Annotated in this window: 27 protein-coding genes; 16 read left to right on the top strand and 11 right to left on the bottom strand. The window is 72.9% G+C overall.

Going from position 1 to position 23,675, the window contains the following annotated elements; genetic code table 11:
- Positions 1-26 precede the first annotated feature (26 nt).
- Entirely contained in the window at positions 27-3,365 is a 3,339-nt protein-coding gene (locus ACIBST_RS37065) for a BTAD domain-containing putative transcriptional regulator (protein WP_397178232.1), read from the top strand.
- A 249-nt stretch (positions 3,366-3,614) separates the two neighbouring features.
- Here ACIBST_RS37065 and ACIBST_RS37060 read toward each other — a convergent pair whose 3' ends face one another.
- The 3 genes from ACIBST_RS37060 to ACIBST_RS37050 all read right to left on the bottom strand — a co-directional run bounded on the left by ACIBST_RS37060 (position 3,615) and on the right by ACIBST_RS37050 (position 4,877).
- On the bottom strand, positions 3,615-3,914 hold the full coding sequence (locus ACIBST_RS37060) for a hypothetical protein (protein ID WP_397178231.1): 300 nt from the start codon (positions 3,912-3,914) through the stop codon (positions 3,615-3,617).
- Positions 3,915-4,028: 114 nt separating this feature from the next.
- A complete protein-coding gene (locus ACIBST_RS37055) occupies positions 4,029-4,610 on the bottom strand; it encodes a TetR/AcrR family transcriptional regulator (protein ID WP_397178230.1) in 582 nt (193 codons plus the stop codon).
- Positions 4,611-4,742: 132 nt separating this feature from the next.
- Complete coding sequence (locus ACIBST_RS37050; protein WP_397178229.1) at positions 4,743-4,877, bottom strand: hypothetical protein; 135 nt, start codon at positions 4,875-4,877, stop codon at positions 4,743-4,745.
- On the opposite strand from ACIBST_RS37050, the gene ACIBST_RS37045 reads away from it, so the two are divergent.
- The 4 genes from ACIBST_RS37045 (at position 4,876) to ACIBST_RS37030 (ending at position 7,799) form a co-directional block, all read left to right on the top strand.
- Positions 4,876-5,004, top strand: a complete 129-nt coding sequence (locus ACIBST_RS37045; protein WP_397178228.1) for a hypothetical protein — start codon at positions 4,876-4,878, stop codon at positions 5,002-5,004. The two genes, ACIBST_RS37050 and ACIBST_RS37045, sit on opposite strands and share 2 nt — an antisense overlap.
- A gap of 49 nt (positions 5,005-5,053) precedes the next feature.
- Entirely contained in the window at positions 5,054-5,962 is a 909-nt protein-coding gene (locus ACIBST_RS37040) for an SDR family NAD(P)-dependent oxidoreductase (protein WP_397178227.1), read from the top strand.
- Between the two features lie 94 nt (positions 5,963-6,056).
- Positions 6,057-6,512 (top strand): hypothetical protein, encoded by a 456-nt coding sequence (locus ACIBST_RS37035; protein WP_397178226.1) that lies wholly within the window; start codon positions 6,057-6,059, stop codon positions 6,510-6,512.
- Between the two features lie 303 nt (positions 6,513-6,815).
- The gene (locus ACIBST_RS37030; protein ID WP_397178225.1) at positions 6,816-7,799 is read left to right on the top strand and encodes a serine hydrolase domain-containing protein; all 984 of its coding nucleotides are present in this window, start codon (positions 6,816-6,818) and stop codon (positions 7,797-7,799) included.
- A 7-nt stretch (positions 7,800-7,806) separates the two neighbouring features.
- Here ACIBST_RS37030 and ACIBST_RS37025 read toward each other — a convergent pair whose 3' ends face one another.
- The 3 genes from ACIBST_RS37025 to ACIBST_RS37015 form a co-directional block, all read right to left on the bottom strand.
- Positions 7,807-8,613: a hypothetical protein gene (locus ACIBST_RS37025; protein ID WP_397178224.1), complete on the bottom strand. Its 807-nt coding sequence runs from the start codon at positions 8,611-8,613 to the stop codon at positions 7,807-7,809.
- Positions 8,614-8,682: 69 nt separating this feature from the next.
- On the bottom strand, positions 8,683-9,111 hold the full coding sequence (locus tag ACIBST_RS37020) for an NUDIX domain-containing protein (RefSeq protein WP_397178223.1): 429 nt from the start codon (positions 9,109-9,111) through the stop codon (positions 8,683-8,685).
- Positions 9,112-9,153: 42 nt separating this feature from the next.
- Positions 9,154-9,408: a hypothetical protein gene (locus ACIBST_RS37015; protein WP_397178222.1), complete on the bottom strand. Its 255-nt coding sequence runs from the start codon at positions 9,406-9,408 to the stop codon at positions 9,154-9,156.
- A 132-nt stretch (positions 9,409-9,540) separates the two neighbouring features.
- Between ACIBST_RS37015 and ACIBST_RS37010 the strand changes: the two genes are divergently transcribed.
- The 5 genes from ACIBST_RS37010 to ACIBST_RS36990 all read left to right on the top strand — a co-directional run bounded on the left by ACIBST_RS37010 (position 9,541) and on the right by ACIBST_RS36990 (position 14,390).
- Positions 9,541-10,314: an alpha/beta fold hydrolase gene (locus ACIBST_RS37010; protein WP_397178221.1), complete on the top strand. Its 774-nt coding sequence runs from the start codon at positions 9,541-9,543 to the stop codon at positions 10,312-10,314.
- A 93-nt stretch (positions 10,315-10,407) separates the two neighbouring features.
- Entirely contained in the window at positions 10,408-11,151 is a 744-nt protein-coding gene (locus tag ACIBST_RS37005) for a VOC family protein (RefSeq protein ID WP_397178220.1), read from the top strand.
- A gap of 300 nt (positions 11,152-11,451) precedes the next feature.
- Complete coding sequence (locus tag ACIBST_RS37000) at positions 11,452-12,414, top strand: ankyrin repeat domain-containing protein (protein WP_397178219.1); 963 nt, start codon at positions 11,452-11,454, stop codon at positions 12,412-12,414.
- A gap of 98 nt (positions 12,415-12,512) precedes the next feature.
- Positions 12,513-13,415, top strand: coding sequence for an alpha/beta fold hydrolase (locus tag ACIBST_RS36995; RefSeq protein WP_397178218.1), 903 nt, complete (start codon positions 12,513-12,515; stop codon positions 13,413-13,415).
- 258 nt (positions 13,416-13,673) lie between these two features.
- Positions 13,674-14,390, top strand: a complete 717-nt coding sequence (locus tag ACIBST_RS36990) for a hypothetical protein (RefSeq protein ID WP_397178217.1) — start codon at positions 13,674-13,676, stop codon at positions 14,388-14,390.
- A gap of 64 nt (positions 14,391-14,454) precedes the next feature.
- On the opposite strand, the gene ACIBST_RS36985 is transcribed toward ACIBST_RS36990, so the two are convergent.
- A complete protein-coding gene (locus ACIBST_RS36985; protein WP_397178216.1) occupies positions 14,455-15,219 on the bottom strand; it encodes a hypothetical protein in 765 nt (254 codons plus the stop codon).
- A 128-nt stretch (positions 15,220-15,347) separates the two neighbouring features.
- Between ACIBST_RS36985 and ACIBST_RS36980 the strand changes: the two genes are divergently transcribed.
- The 5 genes from ACIBST_RS36980 to ACIBST_RS36960 all read left to right on the top strand — a co-directional run bounded on the left by ACIBST_RS36980 (position 15,348) and on the right by ACIBST_RS36960 (position 19,173).
- The gene (locus ACIBST_RS36980) at positions 15,348-16,109 is read left to right on the top strand and encodes a hypothetical protein (protein WP_397178215.1); all 762 of its coding nucleotides are present in this window, start codon (positions 15,348-15,350) and stop codon (positions 16,107-16,109) included.
- A 659-nt stretch (positions 16,110-16,768) separates the two neighbouring features.
- Positions 16,769-17,179, top strand: a complete 411-nt coding sequence (locus ACIBST_RS36975) for a DUF2871 domain-containing protein (RefSeq protein ID WP_397178214.1) — start codon at positions 16,769-16,771, stop codon at positions 17,177-17,179.
- A 99-nt stretch (positions 17,180-17,278) separates the two neighbouring features.
- Positions 17,279-17,452: a hypothetical protein gene (locus tag ACIBST_RS36970; RefSeq protein ID WP_397178213.1), complete on the top strand. Its 174-nt coding sequence runs from the start codon at positions 17,279-17,281 to the stop codon at positions 17,450-17,452.
- Positions 17,453-18,547, top strand: coding sequence for a sensor histidine kinase (locus ACIBST_RS36965; RefSeq protein WP_397178212.1), 1,095 nt, complete (start codon positions 17,453-17,455; stop codon positions 18,545-18,547). It begins immediately after the preceding gene.
- Positions 18,544-19,173, top strand: coding sequence for a response regulator (locus ACIBST_RS36960; RefSeq protein ID WP_397178211.1), 630 nt, complete (start codon positions 18,544-18,546; stop codon positions 19,171-19,173). The genes ACIBST_RS36965 and ACIBST_RS36960 overlap by 4 nt, the downstream gene beginning before the upstream one ends.
- Before the next feature lie 21 nt (positions 19,174-19,194).
- On the opposite strand, the gene ACIBST_RS36955 is transcribed toward ACIBST_RS36960, so the two are convergent.
- The 3 genes from ACIBST_RS36955 to ACIBST_RS36945 are packed head-to-tail and all read right to left on the bottom strand — an operon-like array spanning position 19,195 to position 21,877.
- Positions 19,195-19,677, bottom strand: coding sequence for a hypothetical protein (locus tag ACIBST_RS36955; RefSeq protein WP_397178210.1), 483 nt, complete (start codon positions 19,675-19,677; stop codon positions 19,195-19,197).
- Positions 19,674-21,194: an ATP-binding protein gene (locus ACIBST_RS36950; protein WP_397178209.1), complete on the bottom strand. Its 1,521-nt coding sequence runs from the start codon at positions 21,192-21,194 to the stop codon at positions 19,674-19,676. The genes ACIBST_RS36955 and ACIBST_RS36950 overlap by 4 nt, the downstream gene beginning before the upstream one ends.
- 8 nt (positions 21,195-21,202) lie before the next feature.
- On the bottom strand, positions 21,203-21,877 hold the full coding sequence (locus ACIBST_RS36945) for a response regulator (RefSeq protein WP_397178208.1): 675 nt from the start codon (positions 21,875-21,877) through the stop codon (positions 21,203-21,205).
- Positions 21,878-22,090: 213 nt separating this feature from the next.
- Between ACIBST_RS36945 and vanY-N the strand changes: the two genes are divergently transcribed.
- Positions 22,091-22,663: a D,D-peptidase/D,D-carboxypeptidase VanY-N gene (gene vanY-N / locus ACIBST_RS36940; RefSeq protein ID WP_397178207.1), complete on the top strand. Its 573-nt coding sequence runs from the start codon at positions 22,091-22,093 to the stop codon at positions 22,661-22,663.
- Here vanY-N and ACIBST_RS36935 read toward each other — a convergent pair.
- On the bottom strand, positions 22,633-23,616 hold the full coding sequence (locus ACIBST_RS36935) for a NosD domain-containing protein (protein ID WP_397178206.1): 984 nt from the start codon (positions 23,614-23,616) through the stop codon (positions 22,633-22,635). The genes vanY-N and ACIBST_RS36935 overlap by 31 nt on opposite strands.
- Positions 23,617-23,675: the final 59 nt, after the last annotated feature.

Raw genomic sequence — 23,675 nt, 5'->3', positions numbered from 1 at the left:
GGCCGGGCAGCGGCCACGATGGAGCGATGTCGCGAACCTCTCGTCACGAGGAGACAGCCGATGGGGAACGGTGCGGAGGGCTCGGACAGCACGGCCCGGACGGCGGGACCGGCGAGGAGGGCGTGCGGTTCCGGGTGCTCGGGCCGTTCGAGATCGTCGGCGCCCGCGGCCCGATCAGCCTCGGCGGGCCACGGCAGCGCGCCCTGCTCGCCCGGCTGGTGGCCGCCGCCGGGACGGTCGTGTCCACCGACACGCTGATCGAGGACCTGTACCGGGGCAGGCCGCCGGCGACCGCCGTGGGCTCCGTCCACGTCTACGTGTCGAACCTGCGCCGGGTGCTGGAGCCGTCACGCGCGCCGCGCACGCCGCCCCGGCTGCTGGTGGCCCGCCGGCCCGGCTATCTCCTGGCCACCGCGGACGTCGACGCGCTGCGCTTCGGCAGGCTGGTCGCGGACGCCGAGCCGCGCCCGCCCGCGGAGGCGCTGCCGCTGCTGGAGGAGGCACTCGGGCTGTGGCGCGGCGTCCCCTACGGCGAGTTCGCCGACGAGCTGTGGGCCGCCGCGGAGGTCAACCGCCTGAACGAGCTGCGCATGAACGCGATCGAGTCCCGCGCCCGGGCGCTGCTGGACGCCGGCCGCCCACAGCCGGTGATCCACGAGCTGGAGTCCGAGACGGCGGAGCACCCGCTGCGGGAGCGGCTGTGGTGGTTGCGCGCCCTGGCTCTCTACAGGTCCGGGCGGCAGGCCGACGCGCTGGCCACGTTGCGCAGGGCGCGGCAGGTCATCGCCGATCAGCTCGGCCTCGATCCCGGGCCCGAGCTGCGGGAACTGGAGAAGGACATCCTCCGGCAGGCGCGGTCGATCACCCCGCCGCCCGAGCCGGCCGGTGAGGACCCGTCCCCGCGGCCCGGCCAGGCCCGGCGCGCGGTGCGGGGACGGCTGATCGGCCGCGAGCGGGGGCTGGCGGAGCTGGCGGCACTGCCCGGCGCGACGCACCACAACGGCGTCGTGGTCGCCGCGGTCAGCGGCGAGCCCGGCATCGGCAAGACCCGGCTGCTCCAGGCGTTCCGCGACGACTGCGCGGACCTCGGACATCTGGTGCTGTGGGGCCGCTGCCGCGGCGGGGAGGGCGTGCCGCCGCTGTGGCCGTGGCTCCAGGTGCTGCGTGCGCTGGCCGCCGCCGTGCCGCCCGCGCAGCGCCAGGCGCTGAGCGGGCTGCTGGACGACGACTGGCCCACCGGCGCGCCGGCCTCGCCGCACCGCAACCGGGCCGTCGCCCGGTGGCTCGCCGAGGCCGCGCGCGCCCGCCCCCTGGTGATCGTCCTGGACGACCTGCACTGGGCGGACTCCGCCACCCTCGAACTGCTCAGAGACGTCGCCGTGCTGTCCGAGGCGTACCCGGGCGAGCGCCCGTTGCTGCTGGTCACCGCCTTCCGCGACGCGGCGCACGACGACCGGACGGCGACCCCCGCCGCTTCCTTCAACCTCTCGGTGGACGAGGTCCTGTACCAGCTCGCCCGCTACGACCTCGTGCGCATCCGGCTGAGCGGCCTCGACGCCGCCGACGTCGCGACGCTCGCCCGGGAGATGGGCGTCCCGGTGGACGGCTCCACGGCCGAGCTGCTGACCCGGCGGACCGGCGGCAACCCGTTCTTCGTGCGCGAGAGCCTCCGGCTGATGGCGCAGGGGCAGGGCCTGGAGGTCGTGCCCGACGCGGTGTCCGACCTGATCCGCCGGCGGCTGGCCGTGCTCGGGCCGCGCGCGACGGAGATACTCCAGCTCGCCGCGCTGATCGGCCGCAGTTTCGATCCCGGCCTGGTCGTCGAGGTGTTCCGGGCCTGCGCGTCGTGGCCGGAGCAGACCTACGAGCTGCTCGACTGGGCCGCCCAGGCGGGGCTGGTCACCAGCGGCGACGGGGTCATGACGTTCGTCCACGACCTGGTCAGGGAGACGCTGATCGCCGGCGTCCCGCCGCTGCGCAGGGGCGTGATCCACCGGGAGGTGATGCGGGCCCTGTCGGCCAGGCCGAGCACCGACGTGACCGTCATCGCCCACCACGCCGTGCAGGCCGGGCCGCTGGCCTACCGGGAGACCGCGCACTGGGCCCGCGCCGCGGCCGGGCAGGCGAGCCGGCGCATGGCGCACGAGGAGGCCGCCGCCTGGTGGGGACGCGCCGTCGCCGCGCACGGCGCCTGCGACGGCGACCCCGCCCAGCACGTGGAGCTCCTGCTGCACCAGGTGCGCGCCCTGCTGGACGCCGGAGACGCGATGGGCGCGCGCGCCCTGCGGGCCCAGGCCCTGCGCGTGGCCCAGCGCGCCGAAGCCGATCCCGCCCTGACCACCCGCGCGCTCACCGCACTGGACGCGCCGGCCATCTGGACGCTGCGCAACCCGTACGAACCGGTGGAACTGCGGCTGGTCGAGCAGTTCGAGGCCACGCTGAGCGCGCTGCCCGAGACCGACAGCGTCGAGCGGACGCTGCTGCTCGGCGGCCTGGCGCAGGAACTGTACAACGGCAGCGACGACGACCTGCGATGCCTGTCACTGTCGGCCGAGGCCGTCGCGATGGCCCGCCGGATCGCGGACCCCCACCTGCTCATGCGGGCGCTGAACGCGCGCGCGTTGTCCGTGCCGCAGGCCACCCACGTCGCCGAGCTCATGGAGATCGCCGAGGAGCTGCACGGCCTGGCCGCGCGGACCCGGACGCCGGGGTTCGAGCTGCTCGCCCACATGATGGACACCCACTACCGGCTGGAGATGCACGACCTGGCCGGGGCCGACCTGGCCGCCGCCCGCTGCGAGGCGCTGCTCGACGGCCTCCAGCTCCCGTGGCCGCGGTTCCAGCACACCATGTGGCGGGCCAACCGGCTCACCCTGGCCGGCCGGTTCGCCGCGGCCGACGCGCTGTACGGCGAGGCCGAACGGCAGGCCAAGCGGATCGGCATGTGGTACGCGGGCGCCGTCGCGGTGAACGGCCGCCTCATGCTGTACTACCAGCGCGGCGCCATGGCCGAGGCGGGGCCGCTCATCGACCTGATCAGCGGCATCCACCCCACCGTGGAACACGACGCCCGGGTGCTGGAGCTGTGCGCCCAGGGGCGCCGGAGCCAGGCCGTGGCCCTGGCCGGGCAGGGGTGGCCCGCTCCGCCGATGGACTGGTCGTGGCTGACCATGACGTGCCTGCAGGGCGCGGCCCAGGCCGCCGCCGGCGACGTGGCGGCCTGCTGGACGACGTACGAGAAGCTGCTGCCCTACGCCGGGCGGATCTCCGGGGGGTCGGCGGTGGCCTGCATCGGGCCGGTCGACCACTTCCTGGCCGTGCTGGAATCCGCGCTGGACGCCGGCACCGACGCCGCCGGGGCGTGACGGGCCATCGGTCACCGGGTGCCGTCGTGCCAGCGGCCGACCAGGTCGGCGTACAGGGGGGAGCGGTCGATCAGCTCCCGGTGGGTGCCGGGTGAGCACGGTGGTCCCGTCCATCAGGAGCACCTGGCGGGCTCTGGCGGCCGAGCTGATGCGATGCGCGCATCTCACGCCACAACCTCATGCTGATCGGATTCGAGACGTTCCCGGTGGCCGCGGCGGCGGCCGGGCGGGCCGCCGCCGTCAGGCCGATCAGTAGAAGAGGCTGAGCGCGAAGCGCGAGCCGGACACCTCGCACCGGAAATCCTGGACGATGCCGCCGCTGGTGACGGCGCTGAAACCGGCCCGCACGCACTGGTCGCGGTACTGGTAGTACCCGGCGAAGTGCCACGCCCCGGAGTCGGCCGATGCGGACGCGGCCGATGCGGACACGGCCGATGCGGACACGGGGGGTGCGGACACGGCCGACGCGGGCATGGCGAAGCCGGCCACGGCGCCGAAAGCGAGCCCACCCGCGACGACGGCGGCCGCGGTCAGACGTCGAATGCTCATGTTTCCTCTTCTCCTCAGGGAACGAACGGCGTTCTGCCGTCAAGATGTGCCAGGAGACTTGGGAAACACTTGTGGGCCGTCCTTAAGGCTGCGGCGGCCTCCTTAACGCGGCCTTCAGGACGTGTCCCGTCCGGTCCGCAGGCCGTCGAGGATGAGCGCGAGGTAGCGCCGCCACGGTTGCGCGGCGCCGTCGGACGGCAGGTCCATCACCGAGTCGATCATCGAGACGATGGGCGCGATGTCGCCCACCGTGATGTCGGCGCGCAGCGTTCCCTGTTCCTTGGCGCGGGCGATGAGGCGGGCGCAGGACTCGGCGATGCCCTCCCTGGCGCGCTCGATCGGCTCGCTCTCGCCCGCGCCCCGCCGCATCAGCTCGCGCAGCCCGCGGTCGGTCGCGGCCTGTTCCAGGGCGTGCTCGATGAAGGATCTGAGGGCTTGGTAGGCGTCCTGCGCCGCCTGTGCGGCCTGTGCCGCGGCGCGGATGTCGTCGAGCTTGCCGGCGTAGACGGCCTCGGCCAGGACCTCCTTGTTGGGGAAGCGGCGGTAGACGGTGCCGACGCCGAGCCCGGCGTGGTGGGCGACGTCGTTGAGCGTGGCCTGCAGCCCGCGCGCGGCGAACACCTCCCGCGCCGCCGCCAGGGTGCGCTGCCGGTTGTGCTCGGCGTCGCGGCGCAGCGCCGGTGTCTCTTCGCTCATGGCATCCCGTCCGGTCGGCTAACTGGATACATCATATCCGCTTCGTGTTAGGCTCCACGACGTAACCGGATATGCCATATCCACTTCGGTGGATGTGCCGGCGAGAGCGGGTGAACATGCAGACCGGGATCATCACTGGCCTACCTCGGCCGTTTCGTGCTGAGCCACGGCCTGCACGACGTGCTGCGGGCCGCCCGGCGTCCGGTCGTCATGAACGTGGGCTCGCCCGGCGTGCCGCTGGGCCCAGCCGAAAGCGATCGAGCCCATGGCCGCGCTCCTGGACGACCCGCCTGCCGACCCCTTCACCGCCCACTGGGGCAGCCGCCGGCCGGCGCTGGACGGCCGCGCCTTCGACCGGGACGACGCCCTGCGCCTCCATGAGCTCATCCGGTAACTGATCTCGCGCTGACACCAGCGTCCCGACCGAAAGGAGACGAACACCGATGACGTCGAACGACATGACCGGCAGGACCGCCCTGATCACCGGCAGCACCGGGGGGATCGGCATGGAGACCGCGCGCGGCCTGGCCAGGCTCGGAGCCTCCGTGATCCTGGTGGGGATCGACCCCGTCCGGGCGCAGCGCGCCGCGCGGGAGATCCGCGCCAGTGCCGGACACGACCGGGTGGACGCCCTCGCCGCCGACCTCACCGGCCTCCACGGCCTGCGCCGGATCGCCGCCCAGGTCGCCGAGCGCCACGACACGCTGGACGTCCTGGTCAACAACGTCGGCCTGAACCGGCCGCGCCGCGAGCTGACCGACGACGGCGTGGAGAAGATGTTCGCCGCGCACGTCCTCACCCCGTTCACCCTCACCCACCTGCTGCTGCCGCAGCTCAGGCGGGCCGGCCGCGCCCGGGTCGTCAACCTGACGGGCGGCATCCCCGGCGGCCCCATCGAGCACGACAACCTGCTGGGGGAGCGGCGCTTCATCGGGTGGACGTTCAGCCACTACAACCACACCAAGACCATGACGATGGCGCTGACCGTCCGGCTCGCCCGGGAACTGCGCGGCACGGGCGTGACGGCCAACGTGGTCTACCCCGGGCACGGCTACACGCCGATGAACAGGGCGACCCCGATCGGCGCGTTCCCGCGGCTCTACCGGCCGATCGCGCCCCTGGTGCTGAAGGTCGTCGCGCCGCTCTTCCTGTCGGACCTGACCCGATCGGCCCGCTCCAGCATCCATCTGGCCGCGAGCGCGGAGGTGGAGGGCCTCACCGGCGCCTACTTCGACGACCGGTGCCGCCGCAGGCCGCTGCCGGCCAGCGCGCTCGACGAGCGCAACCAGAACGCGGTGTGGGACCTGTGTTCCCGGCTGAGCGCCGGCATCCTTAGCGAATCTACAATGTAAAGGCGGTCTCCGGGCTTCGTTCACAATCCCCGCCCGGCAAAACCAGGCGCCGACAGACCTAGGCGTCGCCGGGGGCCGCTTCTATGCTCCGTTCGTGGCGGACATCAGCTACTTCGACGCGTGGGGGTTGTGGCTGCACGGCAGGTCCACGCTCGGCACCGATCTGCTCGGGCTGCCGATGATCTGGTGGGGCCGCTTCGGCAAGATCCTCTCGTTCGTGTCCGGCGCGGCGGTCGTCGTCGACCTGGTGGGGCCGGAGCGGCTGACCCGGTATGGCGCGTGGTTGTCCCGGTTCATGGCGAGAAGGCCCAGCGGGGGGCCGTTCATCGCGGGTCTTGCCACGGGGGCGGGCGTCGCGGCCGTCGTCGTGCCGCTCGACGTGCCGTGGTTCCTGGGGGTGCTGCTCGGGTCGATGCTCGGTGGCGCCGCGGGCCTGCTCGCGGTCAGGGCCGGGCGGACATTGCAGGATCCGGAGCTGCCGATGACGTTGAAGTGGGTGTCCTTGGGGTTGTTCTTCGTCGGTTTCCATTTCGACCTGCTCGCCTCCTAGTGCCCGGAGGAAGCGGGGGTTGGCCAGAAGGCCGAAAAGGCGTCCTTCGCAAGTCGGAGGTCGCCGGCGCGGAATCAGGGTTTCCGTAGGGGATTACTCCGACGCCGTGCCGCCCTCCCGTGCCGGATCTTGGTACGGCGGAGGCCGAGAGCCGGGCTCCGTGAATCGGAGGGCAACGTGAGGGGAAGACGCGCCGGCGCGGCCGTCGTGGCGTGCTTGACCGTGTCGTTGGCGGCAACGCCTGCCGTGTCCGCCGCTGCGGCGGCGGACGGGAGCCGGAGCGGTCGGCCGGCTTTGCAGGCGATGCTGGACAAGGTCGTCGCTGGTGGTGCGGTCGCCGCGATCGCCGAGGTGCGCGACGGCGACAGGACGTGGCGGGCCGCGGCCGGCAGGGCGAGGGTGGACAGCGCCCGGCCGGCTCCGGTAGACGGGCGTTTCCGGGCCGGGAGCGTGACCAAGTCGTTCACGGCGACCGTGGTGCTGCAACTGGTGGGCGAGGGGAAGCTGCGTCTGTCCGACAGTGTGGAGCAGTGGTTGCCGCGGCTCGTGGACGGGGGCGCCGGCATCACGGTCAGGCACCTGCTCCAGCACACCAGCGGCCTGCCCGAGTACACGACGGGCATGATGGACGAGGCGGGCATCCCCAAGGAGCGTTTCCGCACCTGGTCGGCGCGCGAACTGGTGGAGAGAGCGGAGAAGCTGCCGCGTGACTTCCCGCCCGGGTCCGCGTACGGGTACTCCAACACCAACTACATCGTGCTCGGCATGCTGATCGAGCGGGTCACCGGCAGGCCGTACGCGACGGAGGTCAGGGAGCGGATCCTGCGGCCGCTCGGCCTGCGGCACACCCGCGTGCCGGGAGCCTCGCCGGAGGTGCCCGGCCCGCACGCCCACGCGTATGTGCCGGTCACCAGGGGTGGCGTGGTCGTCCCTGTCGACGTCACGCGGTTCGATCCCACGATGGCCGGTGCGGCGGGGGAGATCATCTCCACCACCGGGGACGTCAACCGGTTCTATCGCGCGCTGTTGCGGGGGAAGCTGCTCCGTCCTGGTCTGCTGGCGGAGATGAAGGATCCCGGCACGACCGAGGGGTACGGGCTGGGGCTTGAGCTGGCGCCTCTTCCGTGCGGGACCGCGTTCGGCCACGGCGGCGGTGCTCCGGGCTACCTGACGGTGGCGTTCAACTCGGCCGACGGTTCGCGGCAGGTCACAGTGTCGATCACTCCGTTGTCCGGCGACCCTCATCAGGCGGCGATGGCCCTGCTGACCTCTGCCCTGTGCCCTTAGATCGAGGTCAGCCGGTGGTTCCGGGGAGGAACGCGGCGGTGGCGGCGGACAGGAGCGGCCCGAGGATCACCAGGCCCGTCTGCAGGTCGGTCATGAGGTTGTGGTCGACCTCCAGGATCTGCTCCAGTTTCGCGCGTTCCTCGGCCCGGGCGACGACCGTCGCGGCGTCGTCGGCGTCCCCGAGGGGGAGGAGGCCGTCGCAGAGGCGGGTGGCGGCTTCCCGTAGCGCGGCGCGGGCCGGTGCGTAGGCCAGGGCCACGAGCAGTGACCCGTTGCCGCCGAAGATCAGGACGACTCCGGGAGGCGCGGGTGCGGGGGCGGCGCCGAGGGCGAGCGTGGCCAGCGCGACCAGCAGGCCGAGGGCGCCCAGCAGTCGCCGCAGCAGCCGGCGGAAGCTGATCAGCGTGGCCACGCGCGTGCCCGGGCCGCCCTCCAGCGCCCCGGCCGACCGGCGGATTCCTGACATGGTGGCGGCGGCCGGGAGGGCGCCCAGGCAGGCGATCGCCGACAGGGCCCAGCCTCGCCAGCCGGCGAGCGGATCGGGGGACAGGAGCAGGGCGAGCACGACCAGCAGCAGGGCCACCAGCGCCAGGGCGCCGAGCGGCCGGAGCGCCTCGCCGACGCGTGCGGGACGCAGGGCCGTCAGCTCTCTCCAGCGCTGGACGCCGTAGGCGAGGACGGCGCCCGAGGCGGCGGTCAGCGCCAGGGCGAGGGCCGCCCACACCTCCCACCGGGGGGCCGTCCGGTAGGCGGAGGTGAGCACGATCGCCAGGCCGAGTGCGAGCGCCGTCACGACGGCGACGGTTCGGAGCACGGGTTCCCCCTGACCGCGGGGCCGGAGCCGGACGGCGATCGTGTCAGATGCCCCGGCCGGTGTCCATCCTCATCCCTCGATGCGGTCCAGCCAGGCGTCCTGGGTGTCGGCCAGCTTCTCGGTCAGCGGTAACGGGACGAAGCGGCACGCGAAGTCCATGCCGGCGTCGGTGCCGTCGCCGTACACCCGGTGCTGCCAGGCGTCGGCGCTGTCGGGGGCGGCGGTGAGGTGGAAGAACGTCGTGTGCCGGGGCCGGCCGTTGTCCTCGCGAGGTTTGTGGTCGACCGCGATGGGCCCGACGACGGTGACGTCGGTCAGGCCGGTCTCCTCCGCGACCTCCCGCAGGACGGCCTGTTCCAGGCTCTCGCCCGGCAGGACGCCGCCCGCCGGCACCTGGGTGCCGGCTTCGGGCGCGTGGACGTGATCGAAGACGAGGAGTTCCGGGGTGGTCCGGTGGCGGACGACGTAGGCGGCGACGCGGATTCTCGGCTCGGGCATCCGTTCATGGTCGCAGACGCCGAGCCGGGAATTCCGTGCGGTCTACGAGACGTACAGCAGCCAGTAGGGGGGCTTGGCGTAGATGCTGTTCAGGCGGCAGGCGGCGGTCTTGCCGGCGGCGGTGTACGGGGCGGCGGCCCGGGCGCAGGCGTCCGAGGTGGGGTAGACGCCGACCAGGACGGGGGTGGCGGAGGTCTGCGCCGTGGCGGCCTGGGCGGCGGCGGGGAAGGCGAGGGCGGTCAGGACGAGTCCGGCGCCGGCCGCGGCGCGGCGGAAGGTGTTCGTGGTGATAACCATGGGCCGAACGGTAGGAGTCGTCCCCTGCCGTGGTCGTCAAGGCGGTCCTTGATCGCCCGTCCTCCTGGGGGATGATTTCCGCGGCCGGGACGTCGTCCGCCCGGCAGGGTGGAGTGTGGTCGAATCGCTGCCATGACGATCGAGTACCTCCCCGTCTCCGGTGACGGCCGCCTGTGGGCCGAGCAGGCCGGCGACGGGCCTGCCGTGGTTCTGCTGCACGGTTCCGTGCACGACAGCCGTCTTTGGGACGGCGTCTTCGCCGAGCTGGCGCGCCACCGCACCGTGATCCGGTACGACGCGCGGGGACTGGGCCGTTCGACGCCGCCGACCGCGCCGTTCCGCTACGAGGACGACCTGCTCGCGGTCCTCGACCACTTCGGCGTCGAGCGTGCCGCGCTGGTGGGGTTGAGCATGGGCGGCGAGGTCGCGCTCGACTTCACGTTGGAGCATCCGGAACGGGTGCGGTCCTTGACCTTGGTGGCGGCGTCGGCCGGTGGCCATGACTGGCCGCGCTCTCCCGAGCTGGACGCCTACGCGGCGGCCGACCGCGGGGACGACCCCGGCCGCCTGGCCGAGATGGAGCTGACGCTGTGGGCCTCGCTGGGGGACCGGGCGCCTGGGTACGCGGCGATCCGGGACATGGTCACCGAGAACGCCCGGCTGCGGGTGGCGGCCCAGAAGGGCCATGTCCGTTTCGCGGAGGTGGGCGCCGTCGAGCTTCTCGGCCGGGTCGCGGTGCCCACGACCGTGGTGGTCGGCGACCACGACCATCCGGAGATCGGCGTGATCGCCCGCCGACTGGTCGCGGGCGTTCCCGGCGCGCGCCTGGAGATCGTCGCCGGGGCCGATCACTACCTGCCGTTGCGCGCGCCGGAACGGCTCCTGGACGTCCTGCTCAACGACTGACCGGCGCGCGGAGTCGGCGAGGCGACCCGGTGCGCGGAGCCGGCGGACCGGCGCGCAGGCGGCGGCCCGGCCGCCGGGCATAGGGTGATTTGCATGGCATTGCGGCTGGTTCAGGTGAACTTCAAGGCCCGGGACGACGCGGCGCTCGGCCGGTTCTGGGCGGACGCGCTCGGCTGGGGCGTCTCCAGCGAGGGCCCCGGCGTGACCAACGTCGAGCCCGTGGGTTTCGCCTGGCCCGATCCCGGCGCCGTCTGCGTCGACGTCGTCACCGTCCCCGACCCGGAGACGGTGCGGTACCGCGTGCATCTCGATCTCGCCACCACCTCCGAGGCCCATCAGGCGGAGCTGGTGGCGCGGCTGGAGGGGCTCGGCGCGAAGCCCGCCGACGTGGGCCAGGGTGACGTGCCGTGGGTGGTGATGGCCGATCCGGAGGGCAACGTGTTCTGCGTGCTGGAGCCCCGGGAGATCTACCGGGACACCGGGCCGATCGCCGCGGTGGTGGTCGACTGTTCCGACCCGCGGGCCATGGCCCGGTTCTGGGGCGAGGCGGCGGGCTGGACGGTGCACGAGGCCGGCGACGATCACGCGCGGCTGCGTGCGGCCGAGGGGGTCGGGCCCTACCTGGAGTTCCTGCGTACGACGCCGGGCCCGAAGACCGTGTGGAACCGGGTGCACATCGACCTGCTGCCGCACCGCGGCGCCGACCAGGCGGTGGAGGTGGCCCGCCTGGCCGGGCTCGGCGCGACGTCCGCCGACGTGGGGCAGGGCGACGTGCCGTGGGTCGTGATGGCCGATCCGGAGGGCAACGAGTTCTGCGTCCTGGGCGCGCCGCGCTGACCCGCCGGCGCTCAGTCGTGGGCGAGGAGCCGGCCGACCTGGCGACCGCCGCCGCCGGTGCGTTCCTGTCCGGCCCGCACGCCACGCTCGCCGGCCCGACCTTCCGGGGATGGCTCGACGCCCAGCCCTGATCCGGCCCGCCCTTGTCCTCGGCGAGGCGCTGGGGCAAGGAGTTGCTGGTGCGGGCGTCCACCGGGAGAGGGCGGCTGCCCGCCGTCCGGACGATCTTCGAAAATTGTCCGTGCCCTCCGCCATGATGGCACCGCTCGTCTCCGAATGAGGGATCTTGAAGGAGCTGTCATGACCGCACAGGAAACCCCCGGCTGGTCCGATCTGGGGTGGCACTCCTGGACCGACCTCGCCCTGGTCCGCGCCAGGCTGGCCGCGGGCGCCGACCCCGACGAAGGCGCCCGCTTCCACGGGCCTCCCCTGCACGCCGCGGCCGAGCGCGGTTCGCCGGACGTGGTCGCCGAGCTGGCCGGCCGGGTCGCCGACGTCGACGCCGAGTGCGAGGGCCGCACCGCGCTCTGGGAGGCGGTCTTCCACGACCAGCCGGACAACGCCCGTGCGCTGGTCGCCGCCGGAGCCGACCCGTGGCGGCCGATGATGGGCGGCTGGTCGCCGGGCCGGCTCAGCCTGGCCGGTCCGACGCCCGGCCTGTTCTTCCCGTTCCCGCCCGGCCACGCCCGGCTCACCGAGGCCGAGACGGCGGCCGTGGCCGAGGCCGCGCGCCTGGTCGGCGTCCTGGAGGGCATCGACGGCGACGGCTTCAGCCTGACGTGCGTGCGCGGTGTCAGCGCGGCCGAGGCGGCGCGCCTGCTGGCCGCCGAGCCCGCCACCGAGGAGGAGCTCGAAGAGGTCGAGGAAGATCCGTTCGACGACGACGCGATGCAGTTCGTCGGCGTCACCGACGTGCCCGGCGGCTGCGTCGTCTTCCAGGACTGGGGCTACATGGCCGCCACGCCCGGCGTCATGAAGGCGCTGTCGGCGGGCACGGTCGCCTACGGCATGTACGCCAATCCCAAGAGCGGCAACCAGGGGAGCGTCTACCGCGACGGCGAGGTCGCGGAGTGGGACACCCATCCGGGCGGCGGCGACGCGTCCCCGGAGGACTCGCCGGAGGAGATCCTGCGCAAGTTCCTGTACGACGGGTGCGCCGAGGCGTACTGCTTCGCCGGCGCGGGGCTGCGTCCTGCCGACGACCGCTCGCTCACGGAACCGGCTGCCTTCCTGCGGCTGCCCGACGGCGACCACTGGGCCTGACCGTTCTCCCTCCCGGTCGCCGGTGCCAGCGTTCTGCCAGCCGGGTGACAGCCCCGGCGGCCAGTCTGCTGTCTCCACCAACGTGAAGGCAGGGCGGGATGGGCGGCAAGAAGTCGATGCGGTGGCACAGCACGGACGTGACGTCGAAGGACGGCACGACGATCGCCGTGCTCAGCGCGGGCCGGGGGCCGGGGCTGCTGGTGATCCCCGGGAACAACCGGCGCGCCCACCACTACGGGGCGCTGGCGCGAGCCCTGTCCGGCACGCACAGCGTGCACGTGATCGAACGGCGCGGACGCGGCGGCAGCGGCCCGCAGGGCCCGTCGTACGGCGTGGACCCCGAGGTCGACGACGCGCTGGCCGTCATGGACCGCACGGGCGCGCGCCTGGTCTTCGGGCACAGCTACGGCGGTCTCGTCGCCCTGCACGTCGGGTTGCGGCGCAGGGTGGCCGCGCTCATGGTCTACGAGCCGGGCGTGAGCATCGACGGCTCCTTCCCCGCCCGGTGGCTGCCGGCGTTCGAGCGGCTGCTGGCCGAGGGCAGGCACACCGCGGCGATGGCGGCCTTCCTCAAGGCCACCCGCCTGGTCCCGGTCGGCGACGCGCCGGCGCCGGTGTTCCGTGCGCTGGCGTTCCTGATGCTGCGCGGGGCGGAGGGGCGCGACATGCGGGCGATGATGGCGACCACCCCCGCCGAGCTCGGCGAGATCGTCCGCCTGGACTCCGACGGCGCCAGGTATGCCGGCGTCGGCTCCCCGGCGCTGCTGCTCGGCGGCGACAGGTCTCCCGGCTACCTCACCGCCGTGCCGGCTCGCCTGGCCCGTCTCATGCCCGACGCCCGGCACGAGATCATCGCCGGGCTCGACCACAACGCCCCCGACCTGAACGCCCCCGAGGTCATCGCCGAGCGGATCCGGGCCTTCACGCGGTCGCGCGTCACGGGGGCCGGAGGAACGATTTCGCTGAGCGGCGCCGCTGAGCCATGGCATTCCGACAACTGAATCTTGCCGGTCACCGGGAATGCGGTTTCGGTGTGGCGTCGAAGAGTGATTCGTGGCAAGTGTAAACATCGTACCGGTCTAGATGCCCTGATCGGCGTGCGGAAAGGCCGCATTCCGGTCTATGGGTTCGGATAGCGACTACGGGCTGCATTCCGAAAGGAACGGTACATGTTCTCACCCAATATACGAGCAAATGCCCTCAGCAACCCCACCCGGCCGACGGCGTCTCGTCTTGGGCGGACCATGACACGAGCGGCCGTGCGCGGCTCGCTTTCGACGGCCCTCGTCCTGGCCATGACCCCCGCCGTGACCACGGCCGCGCACGCGGACGGCGACGGGCGGTGCGACCCGCACACCTTCTTCAAAATCCGTTCGCTCTCGCCGAGGAACTTCTTCATCCCCCGCACCCGCTACATTGACGGCCCCGGCGGCACCATCACGGTGACGGTGACCCGGGAATACGAGGTGAGGGCGTTCCGGGAGACGGAGAACGAGCAGCAACTCGTGATCACGACCGGAGATCTGGTGCGCAACCTGCGCAAGATGGGCGTGCCGCACCTCGAAGAACGGCATATGGTCTTCACCGGCCATGAATACAGCCGCACTATCACTAAAGGGATGTACGGCAATATGTGGTACCGCGTTTTCGGTTACCGCATCGGCTGGGCGGCTTGGTCGGTGCTCGGCACGTGCAAGCAGGTCGAGGTCGGTTCGGGGATAGCCAACGTGCCGGCCAGGGTGGAGGGCTGGCGGTACTGGGAGACCAGGCACCCCACGTTCAAGGGCCGCATCCTGTCCCTCGACGGCGCCGACCCCGGCGACGACAAGGGCGCGGGGCCGGGGTCGGGGGCGGCGCGGCCGCGACCGCGGCCCCGGCAGTGGCAGGGGCCGGCGCTGGCGCCCCTTGCCAGGCCCTCGTTGCCGCGCGAATCCGCCACGACCGAGAGGACCGGGACCAGGCAGCGCAGACGCTGAACCCCGATCACCCGCCCCCGTCACCGGCCCCCGCCATCCGCCCCGGCCATCAGCCCGCCCCGGCTCACGCCTCCGGCGTGGCCTCGGGGGCCGGCCGGTGGCGCGGGGCGGCGAGGTCGTGGGCGGAGCGGGCCAGCCAGATCATCATCAGGACGCTCGACACCACGCCCAGCGCCTCGGCCGCGCCTTCCTCGCCGCTGAACGGCAACGCCACCGGCACCAGCACCAGCGGCGTCACCAGGGCGGCGACGCCGTAGGCGACGGTCGCGGTCCGCCAGCGGTCGTCGGCGCCCTGGGCCCGCAGGACCAGCGCCGTCCAGAGCAGCGCGGCCAGGCCGCACACCAGCTCCACCCCCTCCGGGACGGGCCGCTCGAGGAGGTCGAGCACGCCGATGACGGTGAATCCGCCGTACCCCAGCAGCCCGGCGCCCCGCATGTACGGCCGCCCGCGGCCCAGCAGCCGCATGAACAGCACCACGAGCACGCACATCACCGCGGAGTCGACCACCGTCGTGTCGAGCCGGATGGACGCGGTGAGGTAGAGCAGGAACATCGTGGCCGCCGAGGCGTACAGCGCCAGGCGCAACCGCAGGATGTCGGGATCCGGCGCGGTCGGCGGCCCGCGCAGGATCTGCCAGATCCCCCAGGACCACGACAGCCCGGCCAGGACCAGGAACAACAAGCTCGGCCCGGTGGCCGTGACGCCTTCGGCGGCGGCCGAGAACAGCGTCACCCCCCACAGCGGGCCGACCTCACCGGAGACCAGGGCGACGACGACGGCGACCGTCAGCGCGGCACCGTACACAACGGCGACAAGCAGGGCGAGCACGGCCGAACGGTGACGACGTAACACAGGACGCTTCCCGAAGGGGGAGGAGGATGAATGCCTCACTCTACAATTGATCATGAGCAGTGACGCCAGACGGCGGCCCGCGCCGCGGGTCACGATCCCCCCTGATGAAAGGCGCGAACGTGATGTCCGCCCTCACCGCCGGCGACGACTGGGAGTCGTCGCTGAGGCAGGCCTTCGGCGTCCTGCTGGGCCACCCGCTCTCCGGTTTCGACCCCGAGGCCGAGTACGCGGCCTGCTACACCGGCAACTGGCTCGACGAGACGGGGTTCAACAGGGATCCGGCCTGGCTGGAGCCGGCCGCCCTCGCCGGCCGCGCGACGACCTCCAGCGAGGACCTGCTGCTGCTCGACGAGGTCGGCTACCCCGAGCTGCGGTTCGACCCGAGCCGGTCGCTGTTCGAGATCGACGCTGCGGCGGGGTTCCCGCCCGCATTCGGGGAAGAGCTGGTGGCCGTCAGGCTCGCCGGTTCCGACCGCTGGCCCCAGGTCCGCGGCGCCGAGCTGGCGCGCCTGACGGCCCGCCACGGGGCCGGCCTCCCGTCCGGGGCCTGGTCCGTGACGAGCGCCACGATCGCCTCGGACGGCACCCTCCTCGACGCCCTCCGCGTCGCCACCGGCATGGGCGACGGCTTCGACAGCCTGGTCCCGTACGAAGGGGGCGAACCGGAGACGGCGGCGGCCCTCGCGGCCGTGCGGCACGCCGGGCTGCGGGCGCACCTGCGCGCGTTCTGCGACCCCCGCTCCGACGAGCTGGCCCTGTGCCGCGAGGACATGCGCAGGGCCAGGGAAGAGGGCGGCACGCTGGTGGCCCGGTGGGAGGGCGCGGTGGACCAGTACGAGATCACCGTGCGTCGAGTGAGCCCCTGACCGGCCACCCGGTCCCGGGCCCAGGTGCGGATCGACGCCCCCGTCACCCGCTGGCGGGGCCTCTGGGAGCGGGCCAGGGTGCCGCGATGGACGAAGGTCATGACGTCTCCAGGGCTCGCCGGTGGTTGCGGACGAACAGCAGGCCGGCACGACGGCCAGGACCAGGGTGTGGACCAGCAGCCAGGGCAGCGTGCCGCCGGTCCACAGCCCGGCCGGGGTGCCGCCCTCGAACAGAGGCCGGTTGAGGGCCTCGACGCCCTGCGTGGTGGGCAGCAGCCGGGCCGCCGCGGCCAGCCAGTCCGGATACCGGCCCAGCGGCAGGAACGACCCGTTGAGCAGCAGCACCAGCGAGGTTAACGGCGTCTGCAGGGCGCCGATCGCGGGGGAGACCAGGGCGAGGGCGGCCAGCAGGAAGGTGAAGGCCGGCGCGTTGACCCCGAGCAGCGCGGCGGGCAGGAGCGCGGCCCAGTACCTGGGCCGGATCTGCGGGCCCATCGCGCTGGACAGCGGGCCGGACGCCGTACAGGAGTCAGGTCCCGGATGCGCTGGGCCCGGGCGAGCTTCCGCCGGGGCTGGCAGGGCTGGGAGCCCCTCCGGCGGCGGGACGTTCGGGGGATGCCGGTACAAATGGCGGCAAACAACCCCCTAAGGTCTCAACCGTGAAAAAGATCTACCATGCGGCGCACATCTACATGATCGTCGGCGTCGTCACCGGCCTCTACTATCGCGAGATCACCAAGCTCAACGACTTCACCGGCGACACCCAGCTCGGTGTGGTGCACACCCACCTGCTCGCACTCGGCATGCTGTTCTTCCTGATCGTGCTGGTGCTGGAGAAGGTGTTCACGCTGAGCGCCGGCGGCAAGCTGTTCACCTGGTTCTTCTGGGTCTACAACGGCGGGCTGGCGCTGACGGTGGCGATGATGATCGTGCACGGCACCCAGACGGTGCTGGGCGCCGAGACCAGCCCGGCGATCACCGGGCTCGCGGGGCTGGGCCACATCGTGCTGACGGTCGGACTGATCCTGTTCTTCGTCAACCTCGGCAAGCGCATCCCCGCCAAGACCTGACCGCACCCGAGCGGGGGACGAGCCGGCGCGCGGATCTCCACCCGGTTCTCCACCGTTCGTAGGTGCGACTCCACCCCGCTCCCTTCCTACCGTCGAGCCATGGACAAGCTGCTCTGGGTCTTCCGGAGAATCCTGGACTCGAACGGGGGCAAGATGAACGGCAAGGTCATCATCAGTCTGGCAGTCGCCGCCGTCGTGGTGGTCGTGGGGTTCATCGCCTTCCGGCTGCTGATGGTGGAGATGGTGGTCAATCTGAGCAGGGGGTCGCACTAGGTGTGGGGCAACGTCCGCCGGCTGCTGTCGGCGGACGATCCTGAGACGGGGCAGCTGATGCGGTTCGTGATCACGCTGCTCCTCGGGCTGACCCTGGCCACGGCGACGCCCGCCGCCCAGCCCGTCCTGGTGTGGACGGCGCTGGGCGGGTCGCTCGCCTGCTGGCTGGGGTTCGTCGTGCTCGACCGGCGCGCCCACCGGGCGGCCCTCACGCTGCTGGCCGCGGGGACGGTCCTGGCGGCGGTGACCGTCGGCCCCGGCGACAGCGAAGGGGCGATCTTCCTGTTCGCCGAGCTGACGCTCTTCGCGGCGCACCTGACGCCGCCCGTCCGGGTGATCCTCGGTGTCGCGGCGGTGGACCTGGCGCTCATGGCAGGCGGCATGGCGCTGTCCGGCCGGACCCTCGCCTCGATGGCGGCGCTGGCGTCGGTGCTGGTGAGCGCGCTCATGTTCGCGCTGCACCGGCGCCAGTACCGGCAGGGCAGCCTGGACCGGGCCAGGGCGGTCGCGCTCGACGAGCGCGCCAGGATCGCCCGCGAGCTGCACGACGTGCTGGCCCACTCCCTCGGCGCGCTCCGCGTCCAGCTGGAGGTGGCCGACGTGCTGCTCACCGAGAAGGGCGACGTGCAGGGCGCCGCGCAGCGGGTCAGGCGCTCGCTGCGGCTGGCCGCCGACGGCATGATCGAGGCCCGCGCGGCCGTGGCCGCTCTCCGCGAGGACGTCCCGCCGCTGCCCGAGGCCCTGTCGGCGCTGGCCGACGCGCACCGCCGCGACCACTCCGCCAGGCTCGCGACGCGCACCGCCGGCGTCTCCCGCCAGGTCGCCCCCGCGGTCGAGGTGGGCCTGCTGCGCACGGCCCGCGAAGCGCTCACCAACGCCGCCAGGCACGCCCCGGGCGCCCCGGTGTCGCTGACCCTCGCCTACACCGCCACCATGGTGACCCTGACCGTCCGCAACCCGCTCGGCGCACCGCAGGCGGGGCTGCCCGGTCACGGCCTGACGGGCATGCGGGAACGGCTGGCCCTGATCGGCGGCACCCTCGACGCGGGGCCGGACGGCGACGACTGGCTGGTGAGAGCGGAGGTGCCCGGATGAGGGTGGTGGTGGTCGACGACCAGCAGATCATGCGCGAGGGCCTGGTGGCGCTCATCTCGCTGATGGACGGCGCCGAAGTGGTGGGCGACGCCGCCAACGGCGAAGAGGCGCTGCCCCTGGTCGCGGCGGAACGCCCGGACGTCGTCCTGATGGACCTGCGGATGCCGGTCATGGACGGCGTCGAGGCGACCCGGCGCATCACCAGGGACCATCCGGACGTCGCCGTGCTGGTGCTCACCACCTACGACGACGACCGGTCGATCACCTCGGCGCTGCTGGCGGGGGCCCGCGGCTACCTCACCAAGGACGCGGGCCGGGCCGAGATCGCCGCGGCGCTGCGCTCGGCCGCCGCGGGCCAGTCGACGTTCGCCGAGCCGGTCTCCAGGCGGCTGGTCCAGGCGCTGTCGCGGCAGGGGCCCGAGCCGGTCACGCACCTGCCGGACGGGCTCACGACCCGGGAGGTGGAGGTGCTGCGGCTGATCGCCATAGGGCTGAACAACGGCGAGATCGCGGCCACCCTGGTCATCGCGGAGACGACGGTGAAGACGCACATCAACAACGCCTTCGCCAAGATCGGCGTCCGGAACAGGACCGAGGCGGCGAACTACGTCCGCGAGCGCCTCTGAACAGGTCCCGGGGCGACCGCGTCAGGCCGGGCAGTCGCGGGGGTCGACGCCCGTCCGCGCCCCCACGACGGCGATGCGGGCAGGGCTGCCCGGCAGCGCCGCGGCCGTGCACACGATCTGCTGCACGGCCAGGGGGGACAGGTCACCGCCCGGCGTGGATGGGGTCAGCGTCATGCGGCCGCGCGCCTTGTCGGTCACCAGGAACGGGTCGGCCTCCGGCGGCACCTCGGTGCCGAGCCCGAGCGCCCGCTCCTCCGGGGTGGGCCCGGCCGCCAGCAGCGCGAGCCTCTCGGTCCGGAACAGCGGACGGGCGCTCGGCCGCGTCACGGCGCTGAGCCGCCCGTCCTTCACCAGGTAGAGGACGATCGTCGTGGTCAGCGCGACGGACCCGACCGGCGGCGGGCCGACGGCGATCACGTCGCTGGGACGCACGCCGCAGCCGGTCACGGTGACCAGCGCCGCCAGACCCGCGGCGAGCGCGCGGCGGGGGAGTGCGGCGCTCATTCGGCTGCTCCGTCCTGCTCGGGGGCCCTGCGCGGCAGGCGCAGGGTGAACAGGGCGCCGCCGTCCGGGGCGTTGGCGACGGTGAGGTCGCCGCGGTGCAGGCGCGCGTTCTCCAGCGCGATGGCCAGGCCCAGTCCGCTGCCCTCGGACCTGGCCCGCGCCGCGCTGGCCTTGTAGAACCGGTCGAACGCGTGCGGCAGCACCGCCTCCTCCAGCCCCGGACCGTGGTCGCGGACCTCGACGGTGATCCAGTGCGGGTCGGCGGACAGCCGCACCGACACCGGCGGCTCGCCGTGCCGCAGGGCGTTGCCCACCAGGTTGGCGAGGATGACGTCCACGCGGCGCGGGTCCAGCCTGGCCGTCACCGAGGGGGGCAGCTCGGTGCGCACCGCGTCCGACCAGCCCCGGACGCGCAGGGTCGCGGGCACCAGCTCGGCCACGTCCACCTCGTTCAGCGACAGGGCCGCCACGCCGGAGTCGAACCTGCTGATCTCGATGAGGTCGTTCACCAGCGCGGTGAGGTTGAGCGTCTCCTGGCTGACCAGCCTGGCCGCCCGGCCGGCGGGCTCGGGCAGCTCGGCCGCCTCGTCGTCGAGAACCTCGGCGACAGCGGCGAGCGCGGCCAGGGGGGTGCGCAGCTCGTGCGAGACGTCGGCCACGAACCGGCGGGCGTCGGCCTCCATCGCACGCAGCTGCATGACGTGCCGTTCCAGCTCCGCGGCGGTGTCGTTGAAGGTGCGCGCCACGTCGGCCAGCTCGTCGGAGCCGCGGACCGCGACCCTGGTCCGCAGCTCGCCCTCGCCCAGCAGGCGGGCCGCCCGGCCGAGCTCGCGCACCGGGCGCAGCACGCTGCCGGTGGCCAGCGACGCCACGACGACCGCGAACGCCATGGCCGCCGCGCCGCTGAGCCAGGCGCGGGTGGCCAGCCAGTCGATGCTGCGCTGCTCGGGAAGCAGGCTGCGCGTGGTGTAGACCTCGATGCCGGACACCCGCCACCGGCCGCCCTCGCCGATCAGCAACGGCGCGCCGATGATCAGGAACGGCCTGCCCTCCCGCACCACCCGCTGCCAGGCCATCTCGCCTCCGGCCACTTTCCGCCGCAGGCTCAGGGAAAGCGTCTGGGGCCGCAGATCCTCGGACCTCAGGGCCGGCCCGTTCCCCTCGCCCCCGTCGCGGCCCGGCGGCGGGTTTCCCATCAGGCCCGGCGGCATGTCGGACGGCGGCCCGGCCTGCGCGTACAGCTCGCGGTAGACGGCGATCGCGTAGCTGTCCCGCTCGGCCATGGTGGCGGCGATCCTGCCGAGCTCCGTCCGGTCCGGAGCCGGGGTGCGCAACGGGAAGAGCGCCTGGATGCGCGCTCTCGTCGCCTGCAGCGCGGCATCCTGGGCCCGTTGCAGGATGTCGGTGCGGGCCTGGACGTAGAGCCCGCCGGTCACCGCCGCCGTGGTGACCACGCACAGCAGCGCGAAGGCGAACAGCAGCCGGGCCCGCAGCCCGAGGCTCGGCCCGGACGTCACCGCCCGGCTCACACCGGCCCGAACCGGTAACCGAACCCCCGCACCGTCTGCACGTAGACGGGGGACGCCGAGTCGTCCTCGATCTTCGCGCGCAGCCGCTGCACGCACGCGTCCACCAGCCGGGAGTCGCCGAAGTACCCGTGCTCCCACACCGAGTCCAGCAGTTGCTGGCGGCTGTGCACCCGGCCCGGCGTGCCGGAGAGCTCCAGCAGCAGGCGCAGCTCTGCCGGGGTGAGCCCGACCGGCGTGCCGCGCTTGGTGACCACCAGCCCGGCCCGGTCGATGGTCAGCTCACCGTGCCGCTCCAGTTCGGCCTGGTCGCGGCCGATCCGCCGGAGCACGGCGCGGATGCGCGCTTCGAGCACCCTGGGCTGCACCGGTTTGACCACGTAGTCGTCGGCGCCCGCCTCCAGCCCCGCCACCACGTCGATGTCGTCGCCGCGCGCGGTCAGCATGATGATCGGCACCTCGCCGATGGCCCGGATGCGGCGGCAGACCTCGAACCCGTTCATGCCGGGCAACATCAGATCGAGCACGACGACGTCGGGACGGTCGGCGCGCAGCCGCTCCAGCCCCTCCTCGCCGGACTCCACGGCGCCCACCCGATGCCCGTGCCGGGTCAGGGCCAGCTCAAGGCCCTCCCGCACGGCCGGGTCATCCTCGATCAACAACACTCGCGACACGCCGCCGAGCACCACAGCACGCTCCGAAACCTCGTTCGCCGGTCAACTCCGTCCACTGTCGGCCGGTCATGTCCCCGCCTTGTCAGCGCCATGTCATCGTTGTGTCACGGTGATGCCGGTCTGGTGCCGGTCTGGTGGCGGCACGGTGGCCGTCGACAAACGGTGACATTCGGCAGACGACCCACTCATATTCGGCGCCAATCGTAGTTCGTCATGAACGAACCACGCACCATCCCAGCTCGGCCCCGAGATCGGCTGTTCGCCGTGGTGACGCTGGTCCTCGCCGTGCTCCTGCTGCCCGCGGCGCTCGTCCGCCGCCCCGGCCGGGCCCGCGAGCTGGCCTGCCAGTGGGCGTTACGGATGCGCTTCCCCGCCGAGGACCTGACCGGGCTCACCGACGGCGCCCTGGCGGCGTTCACCGCGGCGCGCACCGAGGCGCTCTGGCGTCACGGCCAGCTCCTGGGCCTCACCTCGGGATACCGTGATCCGCTCGTGCAGTCGCGGATGTTCGACGAGGAGGTGCGCCGCACCGGCTCCCCGGCCCTGGCGCGCATGCTCGTCCTGCCGCCGACGGAGTCCAACCACGTCAAGGGCATCGCCCTGGACGTGCGTCCGCACGAAGGGGCGCGCTGGCTGGAGGAGCACGGCGCCCGCTACAACCTCTACCGCATGTTCGACAACGAGTGGTGGCACTTCGAGCACCACCCGGAGTACGGCGGCACGCCTCCCCGCCAGCGGCCCCACCCCGGTGTGGGCTACGCCGAAGGGAACGCGCACCCGTCGTGATCGCCGGGGTTGCCGATGCCGACGTTGTTCCGCAGGGTGACCGGCGGCGTGAGGGCCGCGCGGGAGCTCAGATGGATGCCGCCCTGGACCGGGTGCCCCTGGCCGTCGACCAGGCCGCTGGGGTGGTGGCCGTTGCCGACGAACACGTTGTCGGAGACGGGGTCCGGGCCGGCGCGGTTGGGCCCCCACGGGTTGTCCACGAAGATGCCGACGGTGTTGTTGCCGTTGAACACGTTCCTGCGCACGATGATGTGCCGCAGCATGGAGTCGGACCGTAAGCCGATGTCGTTGCCGGTGAACGCGTTCTCCTCGATGGTGTTCGCGTCCTGCGGCAGGAAGGTCTCCGCGGCGCCGAGGCCCGCCGTGGCCGAGTTCTTGAAGACGTTGGCCCGCACGAGGTTGCGGCGGCTGTCGTTCGACAGGCCCATGGGGAAGGCGTCGAAGACGTTGCGGGTGAAGGTGCCCTGGTCGGTCGCGCTGACCGTGAGGCTCCCGCCGGTGAGCGCGCTGTTGCGAATCGCCGAGCCGCTGCTGCGCACCATGACGGTCTGCTTGGTCACCGTGCACCGGTCGATCGTGATGAGCCCGTCGACCAGCCGCAGACCGGACATCAGGCAGGCGTCCTGACGGGTGCCGGTGAAGGTGATCGTGCCGGGCCAGGCGTCGATGGGCGCCGCCAGGAGCCGCACGTCGGTGGCGGTGACGTCGGTGCGCGGCATGCCGGAGACGGACGAGAGGTAGATGCCGTATCTGAAGCCGCTGATCGTGCCGTTGCGGAGGGTGAAGCCGGGTCGGCTGATGGCCGTCAGCCCGTTGCCCGTGCCTGAGCCGGTGATGGTGTGGCCGTTGAGGTCGAGGTCGACGTCGTCGGCGCCGATGGTCAGGGCGGTGCCGGTGCAGGTCAGGTCGGCAGTGAGGGTGGTGTCGGCGGTCAGGACGTCGCCGCAGGCCACCGAGAGTGCGTCGGCCCTGGCTGGGGCGGTCGACGCGAGGGCCGCCGACAGGAGGAGCA

The sequence above is a fragment of the Nonomuraea sp. NPDC049684 genome (assembly GCF_044465345.1).
Lineage (GTDB): Bacteria > Actinomycetota > Actinomycetes > Streptosporangiales > Streptosporangiaceae > Nonomuraea.
This window is presented reverse-complemented; position numbering and strand designations above follow the sequence as displayed.

Excerpts from the sequence above, each read along its gene's own strand:
- ACIBST_RS37065 (WP_397178232.1), top strand. The coding sequence starts at position 27 with ATGTCGCGAACCTCTCGTCACGAGGAGACAGCCGATGGGGAACGGTGC.
- ACIBST_RS37060 (WP_397178231.1), bottom strand. The coding sequence starts at position 3,914 with ATGAGCATTCGACGTCTGACCGCGGCCGCCGTCGTCGCGGGTGGGCTC.
- ACIBST_RS37055 (WP_397178230.1), bottom strand. The coding sequence starts at position 4,610 with ATGAGCGAAGAGACACCGGCGCTGCGCCGCGACGCCGAGCACAACCGG.
- ACIBST_RS37045 (WP_397178228.1), top strand. The coding sequence starts at position 4,876 with ATGGCCGCGCTCCTGGACGACCCGCCTGCCGACCCCTTCACCGCCCAC.
- ACIBST_RS37050 (WP_397178229.1), bottom strand. The coding sequence starts at position 4,877 with ATGGGCTCGATCGCTTTCGGCTGGGCCCAGCGGCACGCCGGGCGAGCC.
- ACIBST_RS37040 (WP_397178227.1), top strand. The coding sequence starts at position 5,054 with ATGACGTCGAACGACATGACCGGCAGGACCGCCCTGATCACCGGCAGC.
- ACIBST_RS37030 (WP_397178225.1), top strand. The coding sequence starts at position 6,816 with ATGCTGGACAAGGTCGTCGCTGGTGGTGCGGTCGCCGCGATCGCCGAG.
- ACIBST_RS37020 (WP_397178223.1), bottom strand. The coding sequence starts at position 9,111 with ATGCCCGAGCCGAGAATCCGCGTCGCCGCCTACGTCGTCCGCCACCGG.
- ACIBST_RS37015 (WP_397178222.1), bottom strand. The coding sequence starts at position 9,408 with ATGGTTATCACCACGAACACCTTCCGCCGCGCCGCGGCCGGCGCCGGA.
- ACIBST_RS37010 (WP_397178221.1), top strand. The coding sequence starts at position 9,541 with ATGACGATCGAGTACCTCCCCGTCTCCGGTGACGGCCGCCTGTGGGCC.
- ACIBST_RS37005 (WP_397178220.1), top strand. The coding sequence starts at position 10,408 with ATGGCATTGCGGCTGGTTCAGGTGAACTTCAAGGCCCGGGACGACGCG.
- ACIBST_RS37000 (WP_397178219.1), top strand. The coding sequence starts at position 11,452 with ATGACCGCACAGGAAACCCCCGGCTGGTCCGATCTGGGGTGGCACTCC.
- ACIBST_RS36995 (WP_397178218.1), top strand. The coding sequence starts at position 12,513 with ATGGGCGGCAAGAAGTCGATGCGGTGGCACAGCACGGACGTGACGTCG.
- ACIBST_RS36980 (WP_397178215.1), top strand. The coding sequence starts at position 15,348 with ATGAAAGGCGCGAACGTGATGTCCGCCCTCACCGCCGGCGACGACTGG.
- ACIBST_RS36970 (WP_397178213.1), top strand. The coding sequence starts at position 17,279 with ATGGACAAGCTGCTCTGGGTCTTCCGGAGAATCCTGGACTCGAACGGG.
- ACIBST_RS36960 (WP_397178211.1), top strand. The coding sequence starts at position 18,544 with ATGAGGGTGGTGGTGGTCGACGACCAGCAGATCATGCGCGAGGGCCTG.
- ACIBST_RS36955 (WP_397178210.1), bottom strand. The coding sequence starts at position 19,677 with ATGAGCGCCGCACTCCCCCGCCGCGCGCTCGCCGCGGGTCTGGCGGCG.
- vanY-N (WP_397178207.1), top strand. The coding sequence starts at position 22,091 with ATGAACGAACCACGCACCATCCCAGCTCGGCCCCGAGATCGGCTGTTC.